This window comes from Vibrio sp. 1731 (assembly GCF_033339955.1).
In the GTDB taxonomy this organism is placed as follows: Bacteria; Pseudomonadota; Gammaproteobacteria; order Enterobacterales; family Vibrionaceae; genus Vibrio; species Vibrio alginolyticus.
Genome location: NZ_JAWOVO010000008.1, coordinates 175,136 through 201,262, shown reverse-complemented (window position 1 = coordinate 201,262; position 26,127 = coordinate 175,136). Strand labels below are relative to the sequence as shown.

The following is a 26,127-nucleotide window of genomic DNA, read 5'->3' as shown; positions in this document are numbered from 1 at the left end:
TAAGCAAAGTAAAAAGAAATAAGATGCACCAAGTGCACCTTAAATTTTGAATTCTTGTGAAACTTAGAACTTCACAAGGGCCGAGCCCCAAGTGAATCCGCCGCCAAACGCTTCAAGAAGCAGAGTTTGACCGCGTTTAATACGACCATCACGTACCGCTTCATCTAGTGCTGTTGGCACAGTTGCAGCTGATGTGTTGCCGTGTTTATCAAGTGTAATCACGACTTGGTCTAGTGACATCGAAAGTTTCTTCGCTGTCGCTGAAATAATGCGGTAGTTCGCTTGGTGCGGCACTAGCCAGTCTAGTTCAGACTTATGCATGTTGTTGGCTTCAAGCGTATCTTTTACTAGTTTCGATAGCTGAGTTACAGCGACTTTGAATACTTCGTTCCCAGCCATATGAAGCCATTTATCCGCATCTTGCCCCCGCACAGGTACAGGTAGGCTTAGAAGCTCTCCGAATTGACCATCCGAGTATATGTGGGTAGAGATAATGCCAGGCTCTTGGCTAGCGCCTACGACAACGGCTCCGGCACCATCACCAAATAGGATAATGGTTGAACGGTCTGTCGGATCACACGTTTTAGACAAAGCATCTGAACCAATCACAAGTACGTTTTTGCACATACCAGATTTGATATGTTGGTCTGCAACAGATAATGCGTACACAAAACCAGAACAAGCAGCGGCTAAGTCAAAAGCTGGACAACCTTTAATGCCAAGCTTTGCCTGCACCTGACACGCAGATGAAGGGAAAGTATGGCTACTGCTCGTTGTGGCTACGATAATCAGGTCGATATCGTTTTTATCAATACCCGCCATATCGATAGCGTTTTCAGCTGCGTAGAATGCCATGTCTGCTACAGTTTCGTTTTCTGCAGCAATTCGACGCTCTTTAATACCCGTGCGAGCAACGATCCACTCATCACTTGTATCTACCATTTTCTCTAGATCTGCGTTTGTACGCACCTGAGATGGCAGGTAGCTGCCAGTACCTAAAATTTTGCTATACATGAAGACTAATAATGCCTCTCGAGTAAAACCGCTTCCAAACGATCGCTAATACGGCTTGGTACTTGTCGTTTGACCTCGTGTACTGCCTCGCCAAGTGCATTGACAATCGCAGATACATCCGCACTTCCATGGCTTTTTATGACAATGCCGCGCAATCCTAGCAAACTTGCGCCGTTATACTGGTCGGGGTTCAGTGTTTTTAGTTCATTAAACAGCCTAGAAAACAACTTTCTAGCTATCCAACCCTTTATCGTTGATGCCATTATGCTGGTTTTAATTTTTTCGATAAAAAGTTGAGCTGTTCCCTCACTGGCTTTTAAGCATACGTTGCCGACAAATCCATCACAAACAATGACGTCCGCAACATCATGCAAAATTTGATTACCTTCAATATAACCGACAAAGTTAATCGCATCGGTCTGAGAAAGCATTTCTGCGCAACGTTTGACTAAGTCGTTACCTTTAATCTCTTCTGCGCCAATATTGAGTACAGCAACGCGAGGAGGACGACCCAAGTGTTCTTCAGCTAATGCACTGCCCATTACAGCAAATTGGAACAAGCTATCAGCATCGCACGATACATTCGCCCCCAGATCTAGCATCCAAGTGCGCTTTCCGGTAATCGTCGGTAAAGCGGAAACTAAAGCAGGACGTTCAATGCCAGGAAGTAACTTAAGAATGAAACGCGATAGTGCCATTAATGCACCGGTGTTGCCACCACTAACACAAGCATCCGCTTTCTGCTCAGAAACCAAATCGATAGCCATACGCATAGAACTATTTTGGCTATTACGTAACGCCAATGAAGGTTTTTCTGAGTTCGAGATAACTTTCTCGCTGTGAAGAATAGTCAAGCGGGAACTGGTCGAGGTACCGAGTTGAGATAATTGAGACGTGATCAGAGATTGATCACCAATAAGAATCACTTTTAGCTCTGGGAAATGAGACAGTGCCTGCACGGCGGCAGGCACTGTTACGCGTGGACCGAAATCCCCGCCCATTGCATCAAGTGCAACGGTAATACTTTGCAAAGGTTCAACCTTACTTGTTGATAACCTTTTGACCACGGTAGTAACCTTCAGCAGTTACATTGTGGCGTAGGTGAGTTTCACCAGAAGTCGCGTCTACAGATAGAGCAGCTGTAGTTAGCGCATCGTGTGAACGACGCATACCGCGCTTAGAACGAGTTTTACGGTTTTTCTGTACGGCCATTGACCCTACTCCTATACTATTGGGTTAAAAACCTGAAGAAGAATCGGCTACCACACCTATTACTTTTTCAGACTTTTCAAAACGTCGAATGGATTCGGTTTTTCTTCCTCAATTTCTTCAGGAATCTCACCAAAAACCATGTTATTTGAATCAACGCTACAATCCGCTTCATCGTGCATCGCAATTTGAGGTAATGCTAAGATGAACTCGTCTTCAACAAGTTGTATGAGGTCTAATTCACCATATTCATTTAGATCTACCAAATCATAAATTTCTGGTGCTTCCTGTTCTGTTTTCTCACCGTAGTAAGGAGTAGAAAGGAATTCAACTTCGCACTCATGTGCGAATACCTCATTACAACGCTGACACTCTAAATCGACTTCGATGTTAGCTTTACCAGAGATAACAACGAGTCGCTGTTCATCCATCCCAAATGACAATGAGACTTCTGCGTCGCGTTTTACGCCTTCAGTTGTTTCCACTAAGCGCTTGAAAAGACTAGCTTGGATGATGCCATCGTAATCCAATCGTTTCTGTGCAGCTTTAGCTGGGTCAACCGTTCGCGGTATTTTTACCTTTTGCATAGGGCGCGAATATTATCTTCCAAATCAAAATTAGTCAAAGAAAAAGGCAAAAAAGTTGTACTTTTTTACGCTTAACATACAGAGCATTAGCCAGAATCATTTTTGATCGATTATCCTATTGGAAATGCTCCCACGAATTGTAATTCAAAATGAAAAATTACCAACTGGTTTTAGCCTCAACTTCCCCTTTTCGTAAACAACTGCTTGAAAAGCTCTCACTACCATTCGTTTGTTTATCACCTGATTGCGATGAAACACCTTTTGACCAAGAAACGCCAACTGAACTTGTGCAGAGACTGGCCCAAGAGAAAGCAATATCTTGCCAGACGGATACAGCAAGTTTAGTTATCGGCAGTGACCAAGTTTGTGTCATTAATGGTGAAATCGTTGGCAAGCCTTTAAATAGAGATAACGCGATAAATCAACTTTTGGCTCAAAGTGGAAAAGTCATCACTTTCTATACTGGTCTTGCAGTACATAACACCGTCACAAACCATACAGAAGTCGGCTTTGATTCTTTCGAGGTGCACTTTAGAGATTTAACGCTTGAACAAATCGAACGCTACGTCGACAGGGAAGAACCTTTTTACTGCGCAGGCAGCTTTAAAGCCGAAGGCATGGGAATTTGTTTGTTTACGAAATTAGTTGGTAAAGACCCGAACACACTTGTCGGACTACCATTGATTGATTTGATTGATATGTTGCATGTTCAAGGACTCGATGTCCTTTAACCCAAATACGATAAAAGGGAGCCTGTGGCTCCCTTTTGCATCCGCGAGGAAAACATGGTTACGCGTTTCTTAAACCCGCCAACACTTTTTCTAGTTTCGGTTCCATCGGTGCGTTGATTTCCATCCACTCATCATTTGATGGGTGTTGGAACTTAATGTTTGCCGCGTGTAGGAACAAACGATCTAAACCAACTTGACCTGTGTAAGCATCAAAGCGACGATCACCGTAGCGATCATCCCAAGCGATTGGGTGACCAGTGTATTGCGTATGAACTCGTATTTGGTGAGTTCGACCAGTAATCGGACTCGCCTGAATCAATGTAGCTTGTTCGAACTTTTCCAAAATCTTAAAACGCGTTTCTGACGGCTTACCATTAGGGTTAACACGAACAATACTGTTCACTTCGTTTTTGAGCAGTGGCGCGTTCACAACCTTACAACTGCTTTTCCATTGCCCCATGACAAGAGCTAAGTAAAACTTCTTTACTGTCTTTTCACGAAACTGGGCTTGCAAGTGACGAAGTGCAGAACGCTTTTTAGCAACCAGCAAAATCCCTGAAGTATCACGGTCAATACGATGCACAAGTTCAAGAAAGCGAGCTTGAGGACGCAGAGCCCTAAGCGCTTCAATCGCACCAAACTTTAAACCACTGCCACCATGCACAGCGGTGCCAGATGGTTTGTTTAGAATCAACATATGGTCATCTTCGAAGATAATCATATTTTCCAACTCAGCGACTTTGTTAAGTTTCGTACTTGGTGCGACATCGTCATCTTTTTTCTCGACGGTCACCGGTGGAATACGAACGAGATCGCCTGCTTTTAACTTGTACTCTGCTTTTATACGCTTTTTATTTACGCGCACTTCGCCCTTACGCACAATTCGGTAAATCATGCTTTTAGGAATGTCTTTTAATTGGTTGCGCAAAAAATTATCAATGCGCTGACCCGCCATATCTTCGTCGATGTCGACGAACTGGACTTTTGTTCTTATTTCGTTCATGGGCGGTATTGTAAACTCAATTTCGTGCGACTTCACATTATTCTTGTCGTAAAAGAAACACTCGGTGGCACATACTGGTCTAAATTTCGCCAAGCTTTTGTTTAAATTATTAAAACTCTCAATCAAGTTCTCAATTTGTTTTCTGTCTTGAACAGTTTGCACATCTCAATTGCTTATGAAACAGCCAGTTATAAAATAGAAATTTTGAGTTTAGCGGCAAATTTTCTATCGTTTGCGTGAAAGCAGATTGCTGATAGCCACGCGCACTGCTATAGTTCACAGCTGCTAAGGAAGGTTTGGTTACATTTTATTCATTACCAATCATTTATCCTCAAGCAATGTGAGTAGATCGTTGAAGGTCGAGTGCAGCATTGGCGTGAGACACATCGAATTCAACACTCTTGCCACCCTACTCCTCGCATATTCACGTTGAGTACCTACCGCCCAAATAGCGGGTCACAAGTCTACGTTTCCAACAGAAACCACAAGAGGCTTGTGATGACTGAAGTGCCCGAGAGCATCCCCTTCCAGCCGGGAGGCTGCAAAATACAAGCCATGGGATCAGGCACCGTGAAAGAGCGAAAAAACAGTGGCAAGTCGACAAGAAAGATATAAAAGAAAAGACAACGAGAATTTTCAATGAAAAGAATGTTAATTAACGCAACTCAAAAAGAAGAGTTGCGTGTCGCTCTGGTTGATGGCCAGCGACTTTTCGATCTTGATATCGAGAGTCCAGGTCATGAATCTAAAAAAGCGAATATCTACAAAGGACGTATCACACGTATCGAACCAAGCTTAGAAGCCGCATTTGTTGATTACGGCGCCGAGCGTCACGGTTTCCTCCCTCTCAAAGAAATTGCCCGCGAATATTTCCCTGAAGGTTACACCTACCAAGGTCGTCCAAGCATCAAAGAAGTGCTAACGGAAGGCCAAGAAGTTATCGTTCAAGTGGAAAAAGAAGAACGTGGAAGCAAGGGCGCAGCTCTTACTACTTTCATTTCTCTTGCTGGTAGTTACCTTGTTCTGATGCCTAACAACCCTCGTGCTGGCGGTATTTCTCGTCGAATCGAAGGTGACGAGCGTACTCAACTAAAAGCCGCATTAAGTACTTTGGAACTGCCTCAGGGCATGGGCCTAATCGTACGTACTGCTGGCGTTGGCAAGAGTGCTGAAGAGCTTGAGTGGGATTTGAATGTACTACTTAACCACTGGGGTGCAATCAAAGGTGCAGCGGACTCTAACCCTGCTCCATTCTTAATCCACCAAGAAAGTAACGTTATCGTTCGTGCAATCCGTGACTATTTGCGTCGTGATATTGGCGAAATCTTAATTGATAGCAACACCATCTACGAACGTGCAAAAGAGCACATTCAATTGGTGCGCCCTGATTTCCTTAACCGCGTTAAGAAATATGAAGGCGAAGTTCCACTATTCAGCCACTACCAAATCGAAAGCCAAATTGAATCGGCTTTCCAACGTGAAGTGCGTCTGCCATCTGGTGGTTCTATTGTTATTGACCCGACTGAAGCACTAACGTCTATCGATATCAACTCTGCTCGTGCAACCAAGGGCGGCGATATTGAAGAAACAGCTCTAAACACGAACCTAGAAGCAGCCGACGAAATTGCTCGCCAATTACGTCTACGTGACTTGGGTGGCTTAGTGGTTATCGACTTTATCGATATGACCCCAGTTCGTCACCAACGAGAAGTAGAAAACCGTCTACGTGAAGCCGTTCGTCTTGATCGCGCTCGTGTACAAATCGGTCGTATTTCTCGCTTTGGTTTGTTGGAGATGTCACGCCAGCGCTTGAGCCCTTCTCTTGCAGAAGCAAGCCATCACATCTGTCCTCGCTGTAGCGGAACTGGTGTCGTTCGCGACAATGAATCTCTAGCACTTTCTGTACTTCGTTTAATTGAAGAGGAAGCGCTAAAAGACAACACAGCACAAGTACTTGCAGTCGTACCTGTGCCAATCGCCTCTTACTTATTGAACGAAAAACGTCGTTCAGTAAACCATATCGAACGCATTCAAGAAGTGAAAATTACGGTTGTTCCTAACTCTGATATGGAAACACCGCACTTTGAAGTTATCCGTGTTCGTGAAGGCGAAGAGTTCGATCTGATTTCTTACTTACTTCCTAAGAAACTGGAAGCAATGAAAGAAGCAGAAGGTAAAGAGCCAGCGGAAGTTGACGTAAAACCAAAACGAATTGAAGAGCCAGTTCTTAAAGGCTTTGCTGCTCCGTCTCAAACCGCACCTGCACCAGCAGCTAAACCAGCTCCTGAGGCGAAGAAGAAAGAACAAAACGTTGAACAAGAAGAGAAACCTGGATTGTTCAGCCGTCTGTTTAAAGCACTTGGTAGCTTCCTATTCGGTGGTTCTGAAGAAACAAAAGAAGAACAGAAACCTCAGGAAGAGAAAAAACCAAATCGCGATAATCGACGTAACAAACGTGATCGCAACGATCGTCGTCGCAATAACAACCAGCGTGATAATCGTGATAACCGCGACAATCGCGATAACCGACGTCGTCGTAAGCCTCGTGATGAGCAGGCTAATGAGCAAAACGAAGCTCAACAACAAACAAATAAACCGCAAAACCGTAACCAAAAGCGTAAACCTAAAGCTCAACAGGCAGATAAAGCCCAAGAGCAGAAAGCAAACGCAAAAGTAGCGGAAAAAGGTCTGCAGCTAGCAGCGGAAGCTCGTACTGAAACAAAACCAGAAGAGAGCAAACCGAAGCAGCAAAATGCGAAAGCAGAAAAAGTGAAAGAGCGCCGCCAACGTCGCAAATTGAACAAGTCTGTACGCGTTAAGGACCAAGAAGCTATTGAGAAGAAAGCCGAAGAAACAGCGGTTAAGAGTCAAGAAACGGTTGAAGCTAAAGTTGAAAAGCCAACAGAAGCAGCGGTAGAGGCACAGCAAGACAACAAGCAAGCAGAGTCTAAGCAACGTCGTAATCGTCGTTCGCCACGTCACCTGCGTGCAAGCGGCCAGCGTCGTCGCCGTGGCCGTGATCGCCGCCCTAACCCGTTCCGCCTACGTAAGGGAGGTGTCGCTTCTCCTGAAATGGCTATGGGTAAAGTAATGCCACGTTACATTCCGAAACCAGCACCTAAGAAGGAAGAGCGAGTTAAGGAAGAAGCTGTAGCAGCAGTACCTACAATCCAAGGTGGCTTTGCGTGTCCAGAAATGGCAATGGGTAAAGTGATTATTCGTCGCGAGCAACCTGTCGTAACAGATGCGCCAGTTGTTGAACACAAGGTTCAAGAAACCGTTGAAGCGAAAGTGGAAGCTCCAGTAGTAGAAGCACCTGTTGTTGAAACAGTAATCGCAGAAAAAGCTGAATCGGCAGTAGTAGAAACAGCATCGGTAGAGCCTATCGTTGAAACTCCTGTAACTGAACATGCTGAACCGGTTGATGCCATTGTAGAAACGACACCTACTGAAGAGCCTATCGTTGAAGCAGCAAAAGAGATTGTAGCCGAAGCGCCAGTAGATAAACCAGAGCCTAAAGTCGAAGCCATTAAAGTTGCTGCTAAGCTAAACGCTAGCGCACCGATGACGAAAGCACCTGGCCCTCAAGAGCTACGCGAAATCACGGTTGCAGCAGCGCCGTTCAAAACCGAACGTTACCAAGCTAAAGGTGCAGGTAGCCAAGTGGCTAAAAACCGTGCATCGGCAGAGATGACAAAGCCTAACTTTAACTAGGCTAAATCATTACGTTCAACTGCTTAACGGCATAAATAAATTAAAGGCTACCATCTGGTAGCCTTTTTTATCTTCATATTTGCCCAATAAATTGTTCATATAAATACCAATTCGTGATCACATTTGTACGCCATTATTCGTATCATTCTTGAACTTAATCACACTTTTCGGTAGCATGCGCCGACTCAAGTTTTCGACACCATTCTGATGCTGCTCTTTTAATACTACGGTTTACACTGCAATGTTTGATTAAAAATCAACCTTCCAGTGGCTTGTGCAAATACGAATATGTGTCGGGTTTAACTCATTGCAAAGAGAACTTAAAAACAAACATGTTCGAATTTCCCCAATTTTCTAAGCACTCCGTAAAAAATGATGTGCTATCAGGCTTAACCGTTGCGCTAGCATTGGTTCCTGAAGCTGTCGCATTTGCGTTCGTCGCAGGCGTAGATCCGATGGTCGGTCTTTACGCTGCATTCATCGTTGGTCTTATTACTTCCATTTTCGGTGGTCGTCCTGGCATGATTTCTGGTGCAACAGGTGCCATGGCAGTCGTAATGGTTTCGCTTGTCGCGACTCACGGTGTCCAGTACCTATTCGCAGCCATCATGCTCGCTGGTATTCTTCAAATTGCCGCTGGTATGTTTAAATTGGGTAAGTTCATCCGTATCGTACCTCACCCTGTGATGATCGGTTTTGTGAACGGTCTGGCTATTGTTATCTTCCTAGCTCAGTTGGGTCAGTTTAAAGCGCCAGACATCAACGGCATGCTTACTTGGCTACCACAAGACCAGATGCTGCTAATGCTTGGTTTGGTTGCGCTGACTATGGCAATCATTCACTTTCTACCAAAAATCACAACAGCTGTACCCTCTTCACTTGTTGCGATCGTAACGGTGACGGCTTTAGTGGTTGGCTTGGATCTGGAAACTCGCACTGTTGTTGACTTCCTGCGTACAATGTCTGGTGATGAAGCTGCAACACTCGCAGGTTCACTACCAACCTTCTCTATTCCTGCGGTACCATTTACACTAGAGACACTACAAATCATTCTTCCATACGCGATCATTCTCGCGGCCATTGGTCTAATTGAATCTCTACTAACACTGACAGTTTTAGATGAGATGACGAATACTCGTGGTCAATCTAACCGCGAATGTATCGGTCAAGGTATGGCAAACATGACGTGTTCTGTGTTTGGCGCAATGGGTGGTTGTGCGATGATTGGTCAGTCGATGATCAACGTAAACTCAGGTGGTCGCGGCCGTCTATCTGGTATCGTTGCGGCTATCGCTCTATTGATGTTTATCTTATTCGCTTCTTCGCTAATTGAAATGATCCCACTCGCTGCTCTGGTTGGTGTGATGTTCATGGTTGTCATTGGTACATTCGAATGGGCAACATTTAAGCTAGCACGCCGCGTACCGAAGCAAGACTTCTTCGTTATTGTTCTTGTGACCGTTGTTACTGTTCTTACTGACCTTGCTGTTGCCGTAGCGGTTGGTGTTATCGTTTCTGCATTAATGTTTGCATGGCAACACGCTAAGCACATCTATGCCGACACGTGCTTAAACGAGGAAGGTTCAAAAGAGTACAAGATTCACGGCCCTATTTTCTTTGGCTCTGCGGCTAACTTCCTGGAGTTGTTTAACGCGCCTGAAGATCCAAAAGATGTGATTGTCGATTTTGCAGACTCTCGCGTGACAGATCACTCTGCAATTGAAGCCATTGAAACACTGGCTGAGCGTTACAATGCTCAAGGTAAAACGCTGCACCTTCGTCACCTAAGCCCAGATTGTCGTAAACTTTTGGACAAAGCTGGCAGCTTGGTTGAAATTAACGTGAAGGAAGACCCAAGCTACAAAGTCGCAACCGACATACTAGCGGGTTAACACGAATAAAAAGGGATGAGCTGAGCTCATCCCTTTTTCTATTGTCTTCAAGCACGGCGATTATAGCTTCTTCAAAATTGCGTCTGATGCCTCTTCGATTAAATCAAGCACCAGTTCAAAGCCATCTTCCCCACCATAATATGGGTCCGGGACTTCGTCGTAACCTGACTCAGAATGACTTAAAAATAACGATACTTTGTGTCGATACTTCAACGGACAAATATCCAATAAATCGGCCAAATTTGCTTTATCTGCGGCTAATATAAGGTCAAACTTTTCAAAGTCATCAATGGTGACTTGGCGCGCTTGCATTCCTTTAAAAGAATAACCTCGCTGCTTTCCTGCTGCCATCGCTCTTGAATCCGGTCGGTTTCCTGCGTGGTAGCCAATTGTACCTGCCGAATCAACCTCTACTTCAACGCCTAGCTTTTGAGCTTTCGCTCTTAACACTGCCTCTCCAGTTGGTGACCGACAAATGTTTCCCATACAAACAACAAGTATTTTCTTCATTTTATTCCCTGAATTATCGGTGGTTTTTCTTCACGATATGTTGGTCTATCATAGCGAGATAAATCAATGAACCCAAATTAGCTTGGACACAGCACGAAAAGGAATTGAGGAAGTATTATGTCTATCGAAGAAAATAAAGAAGCACGCCATAAAGCTCGCCAACAAAAAGTCAAAGAACAGGTAGACGCAAAAATCGCTGCTGCTCAAGAGGAAAAAGGTCTGCTACTGATCATTACCGGAAATGGTAAAGGTAAATCGACATCAGGATTCGGTACGATCGCACGCGCAGTGGGTCATGGTTTGAATTGTGCTGTCGCGCAGTTTATTAAAGGTACTTGGGACAACGGTGAGCGCAACCTACTTGAGAAACTCGGCGTTGAATTCCAAGTAATGGCAACCGGCTTTACGTGGGAAACTCAAAACAAAGCCGCTGATACCGAAGCTGCGCAAGGCGTATGGCAAGAATGTAAGCGCATGCTGCAAGACGACTCTATCGATGTCATCTTGTTTGACGAGCTAACTTATATGGTGAGCTACGGCTACATCGACTTAGACGAAGTGGTCGAAGCACTGAGCAACAGACCTAAAATGCAGTCGGTTATTATTACTGGGCGTGGCGCACATCGAACCCTGATTGAAATGGCCGATACCGTTTCTGAAGTGAAAAATGTAAAGCACGCATTTGAATCTGGCGTAAAAGCCCTCAAAGGCGTCGATTGGTAACACTCGCAGAGTAATTTAAAAAGGGTTGGCAAAATGCCAACCCTTTTGATTTTCACGCACGGTTAGTTGAAAAGATTCTTCAATAAACCATCGACCGCATCTTTGGTTTTCTCGTCTTTGATTTTGTCCGTTAGCTTCTCTACGCCACGATCGATTTCTTTCTGAGCTTTCTGCTTCAGAACATCATCGAATACGAGCTTGAATTTAGGTTCTGCCCACTTACCAGACACATTGATTGGAATCGTGATGTCTTTCAGCTCATCTATATCTTTACCGCCCTGGCCTTCTAGGCTACCTACAACTGACGTGCTGATAGTAAAGTCGACTGTTTCATTGATGTAGTTTGCGGTACCTTTACCACGAACACGTAACAATGGAGACTGAGCTTGCATATTATCCGTTGATACAACACCTTTGTTGAGTTTCAATGTCGCCGTCATCGCACTGAAGTCTGTTTTCTTAGCTTCATTGGTGCCTTCAACTTTTTGCCCTTTAAATTTCGCATAGTTTTCACGAATCAACTGAGCAACGTTGATGCCATTCACCGCACCGTCAGCAAAATTGATAACAACCGTACCAGATAGATTCTTCTTGATACCGGTAGGCGTGAGACTCTTACCTGTAACATTCACATCAATGTTACCTGTCCCTTCAAGTTTGTCGTTTTCAGCAACGTCTATAAGTAGCGGTTGAACTTTCACGCCTTTGATTGACTTTTTAACACTGTAAGTCGCTGGTGATTGGCGTGCATCTAACTTCGCTGTCGCTGAGATTGAGCCTCGGTACAACTTCGAACTAAAAGATGTAAGCTCAAACACGCCACGATTTACAGTGAAGCTCGTTTTTACCGCTTCCATCTTCGCATTTGCCGCTTTGAATTTGTCGATGGTAATGTCACCCTTTACATCTAACGTTTTCAACGCAGACAAATCAGGCTCAACCTCAGGTCCGGCAGGAGCACTCTCGCCACCAGAAGCAGGCTTATTACCTTCGGCAGCTTGCTTATCTAACCCTAAGAACTCATCAAGATCGATATTGGGGCTATGGAGAGCAAAGCGTACTTTAGGAATATCACCGAGTGTCACATCTGCCTTACCATCTAGGGCGATAGCATTCGCTGTTAACTTCTCTAGAACAAAACTCAGATGGTTTTTCGTTAGGTCGAAAGACAGATCAGACACCATGTCGACTTTCATCGGGGACTGAGGTAAAGCATCACCCTCAAAAGTCGATTTAAGAGTTAACTTATCCAACTGTACTTTGCTGATAGCCTTGTCCACGCTAAGTTGACCAGCACCCTGCATATCTAACTTCATACCACCAGCGACACCCTTAATGGCATAAGTCAGGTTATTTACTTTATCGAATTCAAACGTGTCTAAACCGATCGTTGCCGATTCAATTTTATTGGCAGGGTCAGAGTATGTCGCATCAAAGTTGATGTTCTTTAGCGCGTAGTTTGCCAAACCTTTTTCTAGCTTAAAGTCTGCCTGACCTTTCGCGGTGAACTTTTGGTCGTTCATTTCGCCCTTCACGCCAAAATCAGCCGTTGTCCAGTTGTCAAAAGCGAATTCGGAAAGGTTTAATGAAATATCATAAAGTTTGGTGTAACTACCGGCTTGCTTATCCTGCATTTCTAATGAACCGTTAGAAACCGTAACGCCAGCAAGATTAATACTCCAATCAGAACCAGAAGTTTGCGTTTCACCATTTTGCGTAGGCGCAGCATTGCTCTCTTGTTCTGCTTGTTGTGTTTGGGCTTTCGTCAATGCATCAATATTCTTGCTGCCATCTTTCTTGGTTTCAATGTAGAACTCAGCACCATCAAGCGTGACGTTTCCAATTTCAAGCTGTTGACTAAAAAGTGGCATAACAGAGATGTCTACACCAACGGTATCAACTTTGAATAAATTGGGTTTACTAAAGCCTTGTGGGTTTCGCAATTCTGTATGTCCCAACTCAAAGCCAATTGATGGGAAAAATTGCCAACTGATATCCCCTTCAATCACCAACTCTAATCCCGTTTGCTTTTGCGCTTGCTCAACAATAAGGGGTTTAAACTGATTCGGATTGACGAAGATGGTTAACGCTAAAATTGCGACCAAAATGACCACAATCGGTATTGCTAGAATTAAGAGCAGTTTCTTCATTTGTTTTTCCTTGCTCGAGTGTTTTTACAATTATAAGCGCAGACTCCATTTGCCGCTGACAGTTCCACAAAAGCGTGAAAAGTGTCTGGTTTTAACCTGCAACTGACTAATTTAAAAACAAAAAAAAGAAGTGGCACTTAAGGTGCCACTTCTTCTCCTAAAAATAAAGCGATATAGCCGTCTATAGGCTTAAGCTTTCAAAAGTCTTGCAATGTGAGCTTTTAATACATCAATTGCGATACGGTTTTTACCACCGCGAGGAACAATAATGTCCGCATATTGCTTAGAAGGTTCGATAAACTGCATGAACATCGGACGTACTGTTTGTTGGTATTGCTTAAGAACAGACTCCATAGTTCGGCCTCGTTCTTCCACATCACGCTTAACACGGCGAAGCAAGCAAATATCTAACGGTGTGTCCATAAATACTGTCGCATGCATCAAATCACGAAGACGAGGGTCTGTAAGAAGAAGGATACCTTCTAGAATGATCACCTTTTTAGGTGTCATTGTGGTGGTGTTAATTGTTCTTGTGTGCTCAGTGTAGCTGTACTCAGGCACTTCTACTGCTTCACCACGTACCAATTTTTCTAGGTGCTCACACAGTAGGTCGTGGTCCAACGCACTCGGGTGATCGTAGTTCGTCTTTACTCGCTCTTCCATGCTTAGGTGGCTTTGGTCGTTGTAGTAGCAATCTTCCGTGATGACACCGATTTGATGATCGCCTACTTTCGCGCGAAGCTCATTATAAATAGTGCTCGCGATCAGACTTTTTCCAGAAGCAGAAGCGCCAGCAATACCTACGATGACGCATTGATTATTATCAGACATTAGTTTGCACCCGATGATGATTTCTAGTCACATAAAAAGATAAACTGCCTGATTATAGGGAGTTCACCCCATAGTTACTAGTTGGAATTAGGGTTTAGTCATAAGTTTCTGCCTGCTCAGAGGATTAACCTCCGAGCAAACGTTAAAATGTGCAATTATCAACCAACAGGCATAGTAAACTTAGTTCACCATTGTAAAGCTAATCGCATCTGGTTTTGCTTTGCCTTGCCAAAACATCGTGCTACATACGCGATCGGCAAGTTGCTTATAATACCCTGCATGCTCACTTTCTGGGCGTCTTGCTACCGTTGGCACGCCAGCGTCAATATCTTCTCGCATAGAGATATGAAGCGGAACTTGTCCTAACAATGCTAAGCCAAATTCTTGCGACATTTTTTCAGCTCCGCCCATACCAAAAATATGCTCTTTCGCGCCACATTGACTACAAATGTGATAACTCATGTTTTCCACAACACCAATAACCGGGACATGGACTTTGTTAAACATTGCCGCTCCCTTCCTTGCATCGGCAAGGGCTAAATCTTGCGGCGTTGTGACTAGCACGCTACCTGTTACCGGAATTTGTTGTGACAGAGTCAATTGAATATCCCCCGTACCCGGCGGCATATCAATCACCAAATAATCCAAATCTGGCCAATCTGTTTCAGTTAATAACTGCGACAATGCTTTTGAAGCCATTGGACCGCGCCATATCGCCGCTTCTGATTTATCCACCAAATAACCGATAGAATGAGTATAGATGCCGTGAGCAAAAATGGGTTCCATCCACTTGCCATCACGAACTTCTGGTTTAGCATTTTCTTGCCCCAACATCATAGGTACAGACGGACCATAGATATCTGCATCCAACAATCCCACTTTCGCCCCAGATTGAGCAATCGCCAACGCTAAGTTAACTGCGGTAGTAGATTTACCAACGCCACCTTTCGCAGAACTGACAGCAATGATGTTCTTAACACCCTTAACCGAGTTAGCCACTTGAGTTTCTAAAGCTTTAACTCCAAGGCGAATATTAAATGGGAATTCAGCCACTTTACCCGAGGCTTGCTGCTGTTTGATCCAGTCATGCAGTACGGTTTGAAGCTCATTACTTGCGAATGGCAACGTTATATCAATAGAACCCTTTGTCGTAATCGAAATTGCGCCATGAGTATCTGCCCAGTTTTCCACCAACTGTGGATGTTGGAATTGGTTAAACCAGTGACAAAAATCTTGTTTTGAAGTGAACTGATGCATAAGCCCTCCTTTTAGATGTCATGCTACCACCGTCCAGGCTCAACCAGAACCCCAAAAAAACTAAGGCATTCCGCAGTTTGACACCTTGGAGTTAGTCAGTTCATGGGGTAGTATTATCCATCAAAATTTATTTATACCTATCAAGAAAAGCGAATATTAAGTATGGCAAACGATCCAAAAAACTTTCCGTCAAGGAAAATGCTGGTAACTTGTGCCCTTCCGTACGCTAACGGTTCGATCCACCTTGGTCATATGCTTGAGCATATCCAAGCGGACATTTGGGTTCGTTACCAACGCCTACGCGGCAACACTGTAAACTTCATCTGTGCTGACGATGCTCACGGCACGCCAATCATGCTTAAAGCGCAACAGATGGGTATTACTCCTGAAGAAATGATTGCCGCAGTTAGCGAAGAGCACCAAAAAGACTTCGCTGGATTTGATATCAGCTTTGATAACTACCACAGCACGCACTCAGATGAGAACCGTGAGCTAGCGTCACACATCTATCTTGAGTTGAAGAAAAATGGCTTTATCTCTAGCCGCACTATCTCTCAGCTGTTCGATCCAGAAAAAGAGATGTTCTTACCAGACCGTTTCGTAAAAGGTACCTGTCCAAAATGTAAGTCTGAAGACCAGTACGGTGACAACTGTGACAACTGTGGTGAGACTTACAGCCCAACAGAACTGATCAATCCTAAATCTGCGGTTTCTGGTGCGACGCCAGTAATGAAAGATTCAGAGCACTTCTTCTTCGACCTGCCCCAGTTTGAAAGCATGCTAAAAGAGTGGACTCGCTCTGGCTCGCTACAAGCTGAAACAGCGAACAAAATGCAAGAATGGTTCGAATCTGGTTTGCAGCAATGGGATATCTCACGTGACGCACCATACTTTGGCTTCGAGATCCCTGGTGAGAAAAACAAATTCTTCTACGTGTGGCTAGACGCGCCTATCGGCTACATGGGCTCTTTCAAAAATCTATGTGACAAGCGCGACGACCTAGATTTCGACGAGTATTGGAAAAAAGACAGCTCAGCAGAGCTGTACCACTTCATCGGTAAAGACATCGTTTACTTCCACAGCCTATTTTGGCCAGCAATGCTAGAAGGTTCTGGCTTCCGCAAGCCTAACAACGTATTCGTACACGGTTACGTAACCGTAAACGGCGCAAAAATGTCGAAGTCTAAAGGTACGTTTGTAAAAGCAAGCACTTACCTAGAGCACCTAGACCCTGAGTGTCTACGTTACTACTACGCTGCGAAACTAAACAGCCGTATCGACGATCTAGATCTTAACCTTGAAGACTTCACTCAGCGCGTAAACGCTGACGTTGTTAACAAGATCGTTAACCTGGCATCTCGTAACGCAGGTTTCATCGCGAAACGTTTTGAAGGCAAACTGTCTGACAACTTTGCAGAGCCTGAACTTTACAACGAATTTGTTTCTGCTGCTGACCGTATCGCTGAGCTTTACGAAACGCGTGAGTTTGGTCGTGCAATCCGTGAAATCACTGCACTGGCAGACAAAGCTAACCAATACGTTGATGAAAAAGCACCGTGGGTTGTAGCAAAAGAAGAAGGCAAAGATCAGGAGCTACAAGACATCTGTTCTGTTGGTATCAACCTGTTCCGTGTACTGATGACTTACCTGAAACCAGTAATGCCTGCTCTAGCTGCACGTACTGAAGCATTCCTAAACCAAGAGCTGACTTGGGAAAACATCGCTGCTCCACTAACAGGCCACGAGATCACTAAGTTCAAAGCACTGTTCAACCGTATCGATCCGAAGAATGTTGAAGCGATGATCGAAGCATCTAAAGAAGATGCGGCGGCAGAAATGGCGGCGAAAGAGAAAGCTGAAGCGGAAAAGAACAAGGCTAGCCAAACCGAGCTAGACAAAGAACCAATCGCTGAAGAGATTGAGTTCGATGCTTTTGCTGCAGTAGATATGCGTATCGCTCGTATCATCTCTTGTGAAGAAGTACCAAAAGCCAACAAACTGCTTAAGTTCCAATTGGACATCGGTGGTGAAACTCGTCAGGTATTCTCTGGCATCAAGTCAGCTTACAAACCTGAAGAGCTAGAAGGCAAGCTAACGGTAATGGTAGCAAACCTAAAACCTCGTAAGATGAAATTTGGTATGTCTGAAGGTATGATCCTAGCGGCAGGCCCTGGTGGTAGCGACCTGTGGATCCTTGAGCCACACGAAGGCGCTCAACCTGGCATGCGCGTAATGTAAGTATCTTTATTGAAAAGGCTTAACTAAATCAGTTAAGCCTTTTCTCGCAGTTAAGCTTATCGATTAAGCTTGATTGTACTACAAAGAGAATTCTTCTGGACCCCAAGTAATAATCGCGCCACATGCAAGGAAAAGTACAAAGCTGATCGTGACTACAAAAGCGAGAACTCGATCAAATGTCGTTGCGTATTTTAGTATTAACTGATCATCTACAAGTGATACTTTCGCAGGCTTGCCTCGCATTAAAACTGTAGTATACATTGGGAATCTAACCCCCCAGGTATCTCTATCCCAACCGACAGGGCCATGACCATCCTTCGACATCTTTTTCTCGATCCGCTTTACCGAAACACGAATGAAAAGCAAAGTACTAACTAACCAAGTACATCCGATAATCATATTTGTCATATCAAAATAAGACACGTTGATCCCTTTAATTCCAATGAATGTTAGAACTAACTTCATAGGCACCTTTGGCTAAATTTTGCCCTGCACTATCAGCCATCTTAGCTGCTGCATAGCCGACACCTAAGCCTACACCAATTAATACTACGACTCCAAATGGGCCAGCAGCCAAAGCGATTCCCATTCCAGATGCAATCACTTTGGATGTGGTCCAAACGCCAGCAGCGTTGCTCGCACCAAACCCTGCAACTTCCATTGCTGCTCTTTTTTGCCAATCTTCTCCGTTATTCTTGGCATTTCGAACATTGTTAAAGCGAACACCAGCATCAATCATGATGATCTTTTTACCCACAATACTAGAGCTTTGTTCAAGAAATCGAATTGAGCGGATGTTAGCTATAGATGTTAAATGTAACTTAGTTATATCCCTGCCACTTCTCGCGATATTGGCAGCTCTATTCGGGTTGCTCCAAATGTTTCCACGGCTACTTTTAACTCGTCCTGCATAATGGGTAAGCTCTTTTGTAAATTTTGCATTCAAAGAATTGTGAGCTTCTTTAACTCTATATCCAAGCTTCACAAGCTCCTTTTTCTGCGCACCATTTCGTGAGGCTGTACGTACATCTAGTAAGGCATTTTGATATTTGAGCAAAGCTTTCCCGAAATTACTCAATCTGACTTGCTTTTCATTAACAGCAGTAGCGGCAGCACCTACTGCAGTATACTCATCGATTTTCCCCCCCATCGTATGATTAGTAGCATCTAAAAAAGGCTTAATCTCTTTTTCATAGAGGAGGGCTACCGCTTGTAAGTTTTCATCGCCAAACTCACTTGTTAGATTGGCTACATTTCTTTTGGTTTCTTGTGACCAATTTTTTACAGTATCAAGAGCACAAGCTATATCAGGTCTCTCGCTACGCAACTTAGCTATGTTGATCACAGAGCCTTCGTTCAGTATGAAAGGAGTACCTGCGGGAATAAAACTACCAAATATATGTGGGTTGTCCTTACGAAACTGAAGGTACCTATCCTCATCATTTGTATCGATAGGGAGCGTTATCTTTGAGTGAGTACTGAAGCATAGGTCGAATTTATTAGACAAATTAATTACCTCGAACAATCAACAAAATAGACAACTTATATCATATGAAGTGTTCGAATATTTTAATTTCTAAACATTGTGACTTGAATCAGACTAAAAAGTAATCAATATGTAACTCACAAAGAATAACGCGTACACCAAGCATCGACACCGAATAATCAAACATATTCACAAATTTGGTGAATCCATGCACCAACAACGACCATTCAAAAAGAACATTCAATATAACCAATTGTTTAAATTGAGTTTTTGTTTGGCATCAAAACTGCAATCTTCCTTGTTAGGTCCAAACACTAACAAGGAGTTGGTTATGTTTGTTTTGATTTCCACACTATTGTCCATCGCTATTTTAGCCGGAATATATCACTTATCTTCTAAACGAGAGCAGCAACATGCGCGCAAATATCAGCTGTTAACATTATTACGAGATGTTGTTCACCTTCTGAGACACCACCGAGCTGCTACTCACTACTCGCTTCAATTCCAACAAAACGATCAACAAAAATTGGACGCTCTTAATGATGCTCTGACTAACAAGCTTCATCTTTTAGTCGAAACCTCACGGTTTGAAAACAAACCCATGTATCGCGTATTACAGATTAAAGTAGGGAAACTACTTGAACAATGGGATGACCATAGTGTTGCAAGAAACCAGATGGAGCATGGTAAGTTGATTCGTCATTGCTTGTTCTTGATGGATGAAGTAACCATCGCATGGCTAGCGGTTGAGCAAAGAGATGACTTGCATAATGAGTATCACATGAACTGGCAAAACATTATGGATAGCTTGGAGACCCTGACTCAGTTACGAATCAGCATTCAAGATTTAGGAGAACAAGGCGGAAATGAGCGTTTCAAAAACTATGCATCGGTCATGATGCGTAAGCTAAACCAACTAGCGGTTATCGCTCCACTTAGCATTACCTCTCCTGCTTCCACGCGCTCAATACAGACGCTAAATGAATACGTGACAGGGAGTCATGTCGACTTAACAGAAGCAGAGCTTTATGGCGTCACATCGGACTTGTCATTGACCATCTTCAATACTTACGACCATGTCCTTTCAGATGTCGTAGAGTCATTATATCTACCGTTACCCAGACTCTCGCTAGCAGGATAAACGTTCCATGCCTTATTATTGGTGCTAGGTCCGTCGCCGACTTATAAATAAAAACAAAAAAACCGCAGGCCTAAGGCACTGCGGTTTTCGTTTATTCAACTTGTCAGCGCTTAGCTGTCGTCTTCCGTGAAGTTCGTTGGTAATTGCTTTTTCATTTCGTTCCAGATCAACGCACTTTCCATACCATAATGACGAATCACTACTGGTAGTTGCTCACGCTGGCCACTTTCACAAGTTTCGAGCAATTGATGGTAAAACTTCAGAGCTAGCTCACGAGAAGCTGGATTTGAGAAGTAGTAGCTACCGACACGATCGTAGAGCTTCTTCAAACCATTAAAGATCAAACCGTAAATTTGATTTCCTGAATGGAATGCTAGGCGCTGGAAAAGCATATAATCGTAAAAGTTGAACGTTTTAGCAATCAAGATTTCTTGACGCTTCGCTTCATCTTTCTCGTTATCTTCTTTCACATTCTGCAGAACTTTTTCGGCATACGGCGAGGAAGCGATGAATTCGTCCCAGGAAGCCGCATTCATTAAAGCTTCACAAGATTCGATTACGTTCTTAATTGTACGCTCAGAGCTCTCTTTGTTCGCTTTAAATGCATAGCGCATAAAGATAGGACTGATGTTAGTACGTGCCGCAAGCAGATCTTCTACAATGTTTGTCGCATTATCAACGTCTAGCGTCATTAAAGTATCCAAAATATGCAGACCAGAGGTCTCCATAAATTGGTTAACTTTCGTAGGTTTGCCGTGCTGGATAGTCAGCCATCCATCACGGGCTAGTCGTTGAAGAACCTCTCTTAAAGTCGTTCGAGTAACACCAATCAGTTCGGACAGCTCGCGCTCAGCAGGTAAAATTGAGCCTGGAGGAAAACGGCCGTTCCAAATGCTCTCGATAATATATTTTTCTGCGAATCCCGCAGGGCTTTTCGCCTTTATGACCATTCTACTTTTTATCCAATATTGATTTCTGAGGGTCGATACTACTCATCATACCACTACTTAGCGGTTTGAGAAAATTTACGATCAATAGTGAAAACGACTCCATAACATAGAGTTAATACTCTATATGTTGTGTCAATTTAAGAGGCTCTAACATGCGAGCGAAAGCAGTAAAATATGAATTTTCATTTAATTAAACAGCTCACAAATCTCGGAGAAATAAAGACAACCGTGTCACATTTTTATATTCAAAATATGAAAAATTACTTTGTATATCACAGTTAATATTCTTTCTTAATTTGCCTTTTCTCGTCACTGACCGTCATTTAAAATCCAAGAGGATTTTTTTAATACTTTCATGGTATAGTAACGCCGTTTTGATCGCGTTATTACATTTAAAAAGTCATTTTAGTCGGTAGCATCACGTTTTGTTATTGACTAATAAATGCCTGAGTGTAGAGTTTGCGGTCGAAAGTGAGCGGTGCTTGAGTTCAGGGGAAGTAACTTGGCAAGACTACAATAAACAAAGGATTGTTGTTTTACTAAGTTATTGTTTTTAAAGACTAGTTAATAAGTCTAACAAACAGATACTTAAGCACTATTGTAGTGTCTATTCATAATTTTGTTATAAAGAGAATTATCATGCCGATATCGCTCGGAAACGCTTTTATCAAGAACTTCCTTGGTAAAGCGCCTGATTGGTACAAAGTTGCCATTATAGCCTTCTTAATAATTAACCCGATTGTATTCTTCCTAATAAACCCATTTGTAGCTGGATGGTTGTTGGTCGCTGAATTTATTTTCACGCTAGCAATGGCATTAAAATGCTACCCATTACAACCTGGCGGTTTACTTGCTATTGAAGCCATTGCTATCGGCATGACTAGCCCTGCGCAAGTTAAGCACGAATTAGTAGCAAATATCGAAGTACTGCTACTTCTGGTATTTATGGTTGCGGGCATCTACTTCATGAAGCAGCTGTTGCTGTTCATTTTTACCAAAATTTTACTTGGCATTCGCTCTAAAACCCTTCTATCACTCGCGTTCTGCTTTGCTGCGGCATTTTTATCTGCATTTTTGGATGCCTTGACGGTTATCGCCGTTGTTATCAGCGTGGCGATCGGCTTTTACTCTATCTATCACAAAGTAGCGTCTGGTAACCCTATCGGTGACCATGACCATACACAAGATGACACGATCACTGAACTAACGCGTGATGACCTAGAAAACTATCGTGCCTTTTTGCGCTCTTTGTTGATGCATGCTGGTGTAGGTACTGCCTTAGGTGGCGTAACCACGATGGTTGGTGAACCTCAAAACTTAATTATTGCAGACCAAGCGGGTTGGTTATTTGGTGAATTCCTAATCCGTATGTCTCCAGTGACACTACCTGTATTTTTCTGTGGTCTCATCACTTGTGCTTTAGTTGAAAAGCTTAAAGTGTTTGGCTACGGCGCGAAGCTTCCTAATAACGTTCGTCAGATCCTCGTCGATTTTGACCGTGAAGAGCGTAAAACGCGAACAAATCAAGATGTCGCAAAACTCTGGGTTCAAGGTCTTATTGCGGTTTGGTTGATCGTTGCACTCGCTTTGCACTTAGCGGCTGTCGGCTTAATTGGCCTTTCTGTGATCATTTTAGCGACCGCATTTACTGGTGTCATTGAAGAGCACTCCATGGGGAAAGCGTTTGAAGAGGCCCTGCCCTTCACTGCACTGCTTGCTGTATTTTTCTCGATCGTTGCTGTAATCATTGATCAAGAGCTGTTTAAACCAGTCATCGATGCGGTGCTTGCCGTTGAAGATAAAGGTACTCAGCTAGCTCTGTTCTATGTGGCGAATGGCTTATTATCTATGGTGTCGGATAACGTGTTCGTTGGTACGGTTTACATCAATGAAGTAAAAACTGCACTCATTGAGGGTCTCATTACTCGTGATCAGTTCGACTTACTGGCGGTGGCAATCAATACTGGTACTAACCTGCCTTCTGTTGCAACGCCAAACGGTCAAGCGGCATTCCTATTCTTACTCACATCGGCTCTCGCTCCATTAATTCGTCTGTCTTACGGTCGAATGGTTATCATGGCGCTGCCTTACACCGTCGTTCTTGCGATTGTCGGTCTGATGGGAATCATGTTCTTCCTAGAGCCTGCAACAGCTTCTTTCTACGAAGCTGGTTGGATTTTACCTCATAGTGGTGATCTGACTCCCGTAGTATCCGGTGGTCACTAAAATTTGAGTTGATTAGGAAACTTATCCACGATAAAAAGCTCTGAGTATTCAGAGCTTTTTCTATTTCAGACAGGAACAAAAACGTGACTATTTTAAATTCACTTAACCAGTTTTCAAAGGGACGTTTATCGTGGCTACTGCTTCTGCTATTCGTCGTTTTCTTTGAAGCATGTGCCCTCTATTTTCAGCACGTCATGATGCTTGCACCATGTGTCATGTGTATTTATGAAAGAGTCGCGATGATGGGAGTGGGCGTCGCTGCAATGGTTGGTATATTGGCACCCAAGAACCCAATTTTCCGCTGGCTAGGTTTGATAGGCTGGGGATTAAGTGCTTACAAGGGTTTGTTACTTGCGATGCAGCACGTTGACTACCAGTTTAATCCATCACCATTCGCGACTTGCGATTTATTCGTCACATTCCCTAGCTGGGCTCAGCTCAATCAGTGGGTTCCTTGGATGTTTGAAGCATATGGTGATTGCTCTAAGGTTGTATGGCAGTTCCTTGATTTATCAATGCCACAATGGTTAGTCGTAATTTTTGCAGGCAATTTAATCGCTTTGGCATTAATTGTAATTGCACAATTCTTCCCTGCAAAACGCGTTAATCCAATTCGTTAATCCTACTGACGCGTAAAAATTAACAAAAAGCCGACCATCTGGTCGGCTTTTTGTTAAGTGGATAGCGCGGCGATTCGACTTAGCCGCGTGATTGACCACAGCACTGCTTGAATTTTTTTCCGCTCTCACAAGGACAGGGATCATTGCGCCCGATACCTTTGAATGGGTTTAGGCTTTGAGCTTTATTGCCTACCATCAACTCATCCGCGCCCAGCGCGACTTCACCGACCATTAAATCAAGCTGGTCGACTAAATCTGTCAGGGCCGGTGGCGTTTCAATACCTGCGTCACGCATCTGTTGCTGCGTTGCTGGCTCATCGATCGCCAGCATCAAAGTGGTCAGTAATGCTTGCAGCATACGCTGTAATCCATCATTGAGCTCAACGTCTTGCCACTGTTCTTCAATCATTGGCCAAACAGACATAAAGCCTTCGGCAAAATCAGCAAGTTGTTCAGGTTCTTTGCCTGTTAGCTCTAGCACGGAATATTCGTTTCGTTGAATTCGGTTATGCTGCTTGTGAATTTGCTCTTCCACAGCTGGTTGAATCGCTTTGAATCCCTCACCTAATAGCGGCTCTAACCACTTTTCAGGAGCGAGTGGTTTTGTCGTCAGATTCGCAGCTAACACTGCGCCTTCGATAAATAGGCAAGATTCATCGACGTGAACTTCACCTTTTTCAATCAATGTGTATTGCATGACATCTGGTTTCCCATAAATTTGGCGGCATTATACCTCAGAGCTCAAAAGCACGTAACCTAACGTTGTGTGTTTGACTGCATTGGGCGCTTCGACTCTTTTAATGACAAACTTAACTTACATCGCTACAATCGCCCTCCTTTTTACCACCAAACTGTATTAGGCAAGCTATGCGAGTTGTACTAGGCCCAATGGAAGGCGTTTTAGATCATTTGATGCGCCAAATCCTGACCGAGATAAACGACTATGACCTGTGTGTTACGGAGTTTGTTCGCGTAATCGACCAGCTATTACCCGATCATGTGTTTCACCGTTTATGCCCAGAGCTGTTGCAAGGTTCTCAGACTGCATCTGGTGTGCCAGTACATGTGCAATTGTTGGGACAAGAACCGAACTGGATGGCTGAGAACTCAATTAAAGCGGCAAACCTTGGCGCCAGAGGTATTGATATAAACTTTGGTTGCCCAGCCAAAATGGTCAACAAAAGTAAAGGTGGTGCTGCTCTACTTCAGCATCCTGAGCTCATTCACCGTGTGGTTAAAGCTTGTCGAGAAGCCGTTCCAGAAGCCATTCCCGTAACTGCAAAAATTCGTCTTGGCTGGGAGAACCCTGAAGATTGCTTTGAAATTGTCGATGCCATTCAGTCTGCTGGCGCAAATGAACTGACCGTACACGCACGTACTAAACAAGGTGGTTATAAAGCTTCTGAGATAAAATGGGATTACATCAACCAAATTCGTGAACGTTTTGATATCCCACTGATTGCGAATGGCGAAATTTGGAATTATGAAGACGGTCAACGTTGCATTGAAACGACTGGCGTTAGCTCTTTGATGGTGTGCCGAGGCGCTTTCAATATCCCTAACTTAGGCAATATGGTAAAACATAACCACCAGCCAATGTCATGGCCCGAGGTGGTTGAGTTGCTCATCTATTACTCCAAGTTTGAGATGAAAGGCGATAAAGGCTTGTATTACCCAAACCGCGTAAAACAATGGTTCTCTTACTTACGTCAAGCTTATCCTGAAGCAAAAGACCTATTTAGAGAAATCAGAACGTTCAACAAAGCCGCACCAATTGTTGAGCATATTCAACGCTACCGCGATGACTTAAACTCTCAGGTTGCATAATTCCCGAACACAAAAAGG

General features: G+C 43.7%; 22 protein-coding genes. 9 read left to right on the top strand and 13 right to left on the bottom strand.

Translation table 11 applies throughout. The features are described 5' to 3' along the window. Positions 1 to 63 precede the first annotated feature (63 nt). The 4 genes from R7035_RS11890 to yceD are packed head-to-tail and all read right to left on the bottom strand — an operon-like array spanning position 64 to position 2,810. A complete protein-coding gene (locus R7035_RS11890; RefSeq protein WP_017821385.1) occupies positions 64 to 1,014 on the bottom strand; it encodes a beta-ketoacyl-ACP synthase III in 951 nt (316 codons plus the stop codon). 5 nt (positions 1,015 to 1,019) lie between these two features. Next, positions 1,020 to 2,045 carry a phosphate acyltransferase PlsX gene (gene plsX, locus R7035_RS11885; protein ID WP_017633846.1) on the bottom strand — a complete coding sequence of 342 codons (1,026 nt, stop codon included), beginning with the start codon at positions 2,043 to 2,045 and terminating at the stop codon, positions 1,020 to 1,022. A 10-nt stretch (positions 2,046 to 2,055) separates the two neighbouring features. Beyond that, positions 2,056 to 2,226 carry a 50S ribosomal protein L32 gene (rpmF, locus tag R7035_RS11880; RefSeq protein ID WP_005396978.1) on the bottom strand — a complete coding sequence of 57 codons (171 nt, stop codon included), beginning with the start codon at positions 2,224 to 2,226 and terminating at the stop codon, positions 2,056 to 2,058. 59 nt (positions 2,227 to 2,285) lie between these two features. Then, complete coding sequence (gene yceD / locus R7035_RS11875) at positions 2,286 to 2,810, bottom strand: 23S rRNA accumulation protein YceD (RefSeq protein WP_005387307.1); 525 nt, start codon at positions 2,808 to 2,810, stop codon at positions 2,286 to 2,288. A gap of 149 nt (positions 2,811 to 2,959) precedes the next feature. Between yceD and R7035_RS11870 the strand changes: the two genes are divergently transcribed. Then, entirely contained in the window at positions 2,960 to 3,541 is a 582-nt protein-coding gene (locus R7035_RS11870) for a Maf family protein (RefSeq protein ID WP_170893526.1), read from the top strand. A gap of 58 nt (positions 3,542 to 3,599) precedes the next feature. Here R7035_RS11870 and rluC read toward each other — a convergent pair whose 3' ends face one another. Further along, positions 3,600 to 4,544 carry a 23S rRNA pseudouridine(955/2504/2580) synthase RluC gene (rluC, locus tag R7035_RS11865; RefSeq protein ID WP_021033985.1) on the bottom strand — a complete coding sequence of 315 codons (945 nt, stop codon included), beginning with the start codon at positions 4,542 to 4,544 and terminating at the stop codon, positions 3,600 to 3,602. A 639-nt stretch (positions 4,545 to 5,183) separates the two neighbouring features. On the opposite strand from rluC, the gene rne reads away from it, so the two are divergent. Together rne and R7035_RS11855 are read left to right on the top strand one after the other, a co-directional pair. Next, on the top strand, positions 5,184 to 8,258 hold the full coding sequence (rne, locus tag R7035_RS11860) for a ribonuclease E (protein WP_318146143.1): 3,075 nt from the start codon (positions 5,184 to 5,186) through the stop codon (positions 8,256 to 8,258). Positions 8,259 to 8,590: 332 nt separating this feature from the next. After that, on the top strand, positions 8,591 to 10,150 hold the full coding sequence (locus tag R7035_RS11855) for a SulP family inorganic anion transporter (protein ID WP_005380840.1): 1,560 nt from the start codon (positions 8,591 to 8,593) through the stop codon (positions 10,148 to 10,150). Between the two features lie 60 nt (positions 10,151 to 10,210). Here the strand turns inward: R7035_RS11855 and R7035_RS11850 are convergent, their stop codons facing one another. Next, a complete protein-coding gene (locus tag R7035_RS11850; RefSeq protein WP_025767219.1) occupies positions 10,211 to 10,660 on the bottom strand; it encodes a low molecular weight protein-tyrosine-phosphatase in 450 nt (149 codons plus the stop codon). A 117-nt stretch (positions 10,661 to 10,777) separates the two neighbouring features. On the opposite strand from R7035_RS11850, the gene cobO reads away from it, so the two are divergent. Beyond that, a complete protein-coding gene (gene cobO, locus R7035_RS11845; protein ID WP_005380837.1) occupies positions 10,778 to 11,383 on the top strand; it encodes a cob(I)yrinic acid a,c-diamide adenosyltransferase in 606 nt (201 codons plus the stop codon). A 62-nt stretch (positions 11,384 to 11,445) separates the two neighbouring features. Here the strand turns inward: cobO and R7035_RS11840 are convergent, their stop codons facing one another. The 3 genes from R7035_RS11840 to apbC all read right to left on the bottom strand — a co-directional run bounded on the left by R7035_RS11840 (position 11,446) and on the right by apbC (position 15,621). Further along, positions 11,446 to 13,533, bottom strand: a complete 2,088-nt coding sequence (locus R7035_RS11840; protein WP_213967578.1) for an AsmA family protein — start codon at positions 13,531 to 13,533, stop codon at positions 11,446 to 11,448. A 189-nt stretch (positions 13,534 to 13,722) separates the two neighbouring features. After that, complete coding sequence (gene udk / locus R7035_RS11835; protein ID WP_005380833.1) at positions 13,723 to 14,364, bottom strand: uridine kinase; 642 nt, start codon at positions 14,362 to 14,364, stop codon at positions 13,723 to 13,725. A gap of 180 nt (positions 14,365 to 14,544) precedes the next feature. Continuing rightward, a complete protein-coding gene (gene apbC, locus R7035_RS11830; protein ID WP_262651808.1) occupies positions 14,545 to 15,621 on the bottom strand; it encodes an iron-sulfur cluster carrier protein ApbC in 1,077 nt (358 codons plus the stop codon). 162 nt (positions 15,622 to 15,783) lie between these two features. On the opposite strand from apbC, the gene metG reads away from it, so the two are divergent. Continuing rightward, positions 15,784 to 17,859: a methionine--tRNA ligase gene (gene metG, locus R7035_RS11825; RefSeq protein ID WP_132936841.1), complete on the top strand. Its 2,076-nt coding sequence runs from the start codon at positions 15,784 to 15,786 to the stop codon at positions 17,857 to 17,859. Positions 17,860 to 17,937: 78 nt separating this feature from the next. Here the strand turns inward: metG and R7035_RS11820 are convergent, their stop codons facing one another. Continuing rightward, positions 17,938 to 18,282 (bottom strand): hypothetical protein, encoded by a 345-nt coding sequence (locus R7035_RS11820; RefSeq protein WP_104980051.1) that lies wholly within the window; start codon positions 18,280 to 18,282, stop codon positions 17,938 to 17,940. A 10-nt stretch (positions 18,283 to 18,292) separates the two neighbouring features. Beyond that, positions 18,293 to 19,366: a hypothetical protein gene (locus R7035_RS11815; RefSeq protein WP_256901244.1), complete on the bottom strand. Its 1,074-nt coding sequence runs from the start codon at positions 19,364 to 19,366 to the stop codon at positions 18,293 to 18,295. Between the two features lie 310 nt (positions 19,367 to 19,676). Between R7035_RS11815 and R7035_RS11810 the strand changes: the two genes are divergently transcribed. Continuing rightward, positions 19,677 to 20,486 (top strand): hypothetical protein, encoded by an 810-nt coding sequence (locus R7035_RS11810; RefSeq protein WP_154205152.1) that lies wholly within the window; start codon positions 19,677 to 19,679, stop codon positions 20,484 to 20,486. Between the two features lie 110 nt (positions 20,487 to 20,596). Here R7035_RS11810 and fadR read toward each other — a convergent pair whose 3' ends face one another. Continuing rightward, positions 20,597 to 21,436 (bottom strand): fatty acid metabolism transcriptional regulator FadR, encoded by an 840-nt coding sequence (gene fadR / locus R7035_RS11805; RefSeq protein ID WP_005380824.1) that lies wholly within the window; start codon positions 21,434 to 21,436, stop codon positions 20,597 to 20,599. Between the two features lie 639 nt (positions 21,437 to 22,075). On the opposite strand from fadR, the gene nhaB reads away from it, so the two are divergent. Both nhaB and dsbB read left to right on the top strand, forming a co-directional pair. Continuing rightward, positions 22,076 to 23,662 (top strand): Na(+)/H(+) antiporter NhaB, encoded by a 1,587-nt coding sequence (gene nhaB, locus R7035_RS11800; RefSeq protein ID WP_005380822.1) that lies wholly within the window; start codon positions 22,076 to 22,078, stop codon positions 23,660 to 23,662. An 83-nt stretch (positions 23,663 to 23,745) separates the two neighbouring features. Continuing rightward, positions 23,746 to 24,282 carry a disulfide bond formation protein DsbB gene (gene dsbB / locus R7035_RS11795; protein WP_047103441.1) on the top strand — a complete coding sequence of 179 codons (537 nt, stop codon included), beginning with the start codon at positions 23,746 to 23,748 and terminating at the stop codon, positions 24,280 to 24,282. Between the two features lie 79 nt (positions 24,283 to 24,361). Here the strand turns inward: dsbB and R7035_RS11790 are convergent, their stop codons facing one another. Next, positions 24,362 to 24,979, bottom strand: a complete 618-nt coding sequence (locus tag R7035_RS11790) for a YecA family protein (protein ID WP_005380818.1) — start codon at positions 24,977 to 24,979, stop codon at positions 24,362 to 24,364. Between the two features lie 170 nt (positions 24,980 to 25,149). Between R7035_RS11790 and dusC the strand changes: the two genes are divergently transcribed. Next, entirely contained in the window at positions 25,150 to 26,109 is a 960-nt protein-coding gene (gene dusC / locus R7035_RS11785; RefSeq protein ID WP_256901245.1) for a tRNA dihydrouridine(16) synthase DusC, read from the top strand. The last annotated feature ends 18 nt before the right edge of the window (positions 26,110 to 26,127 follow it).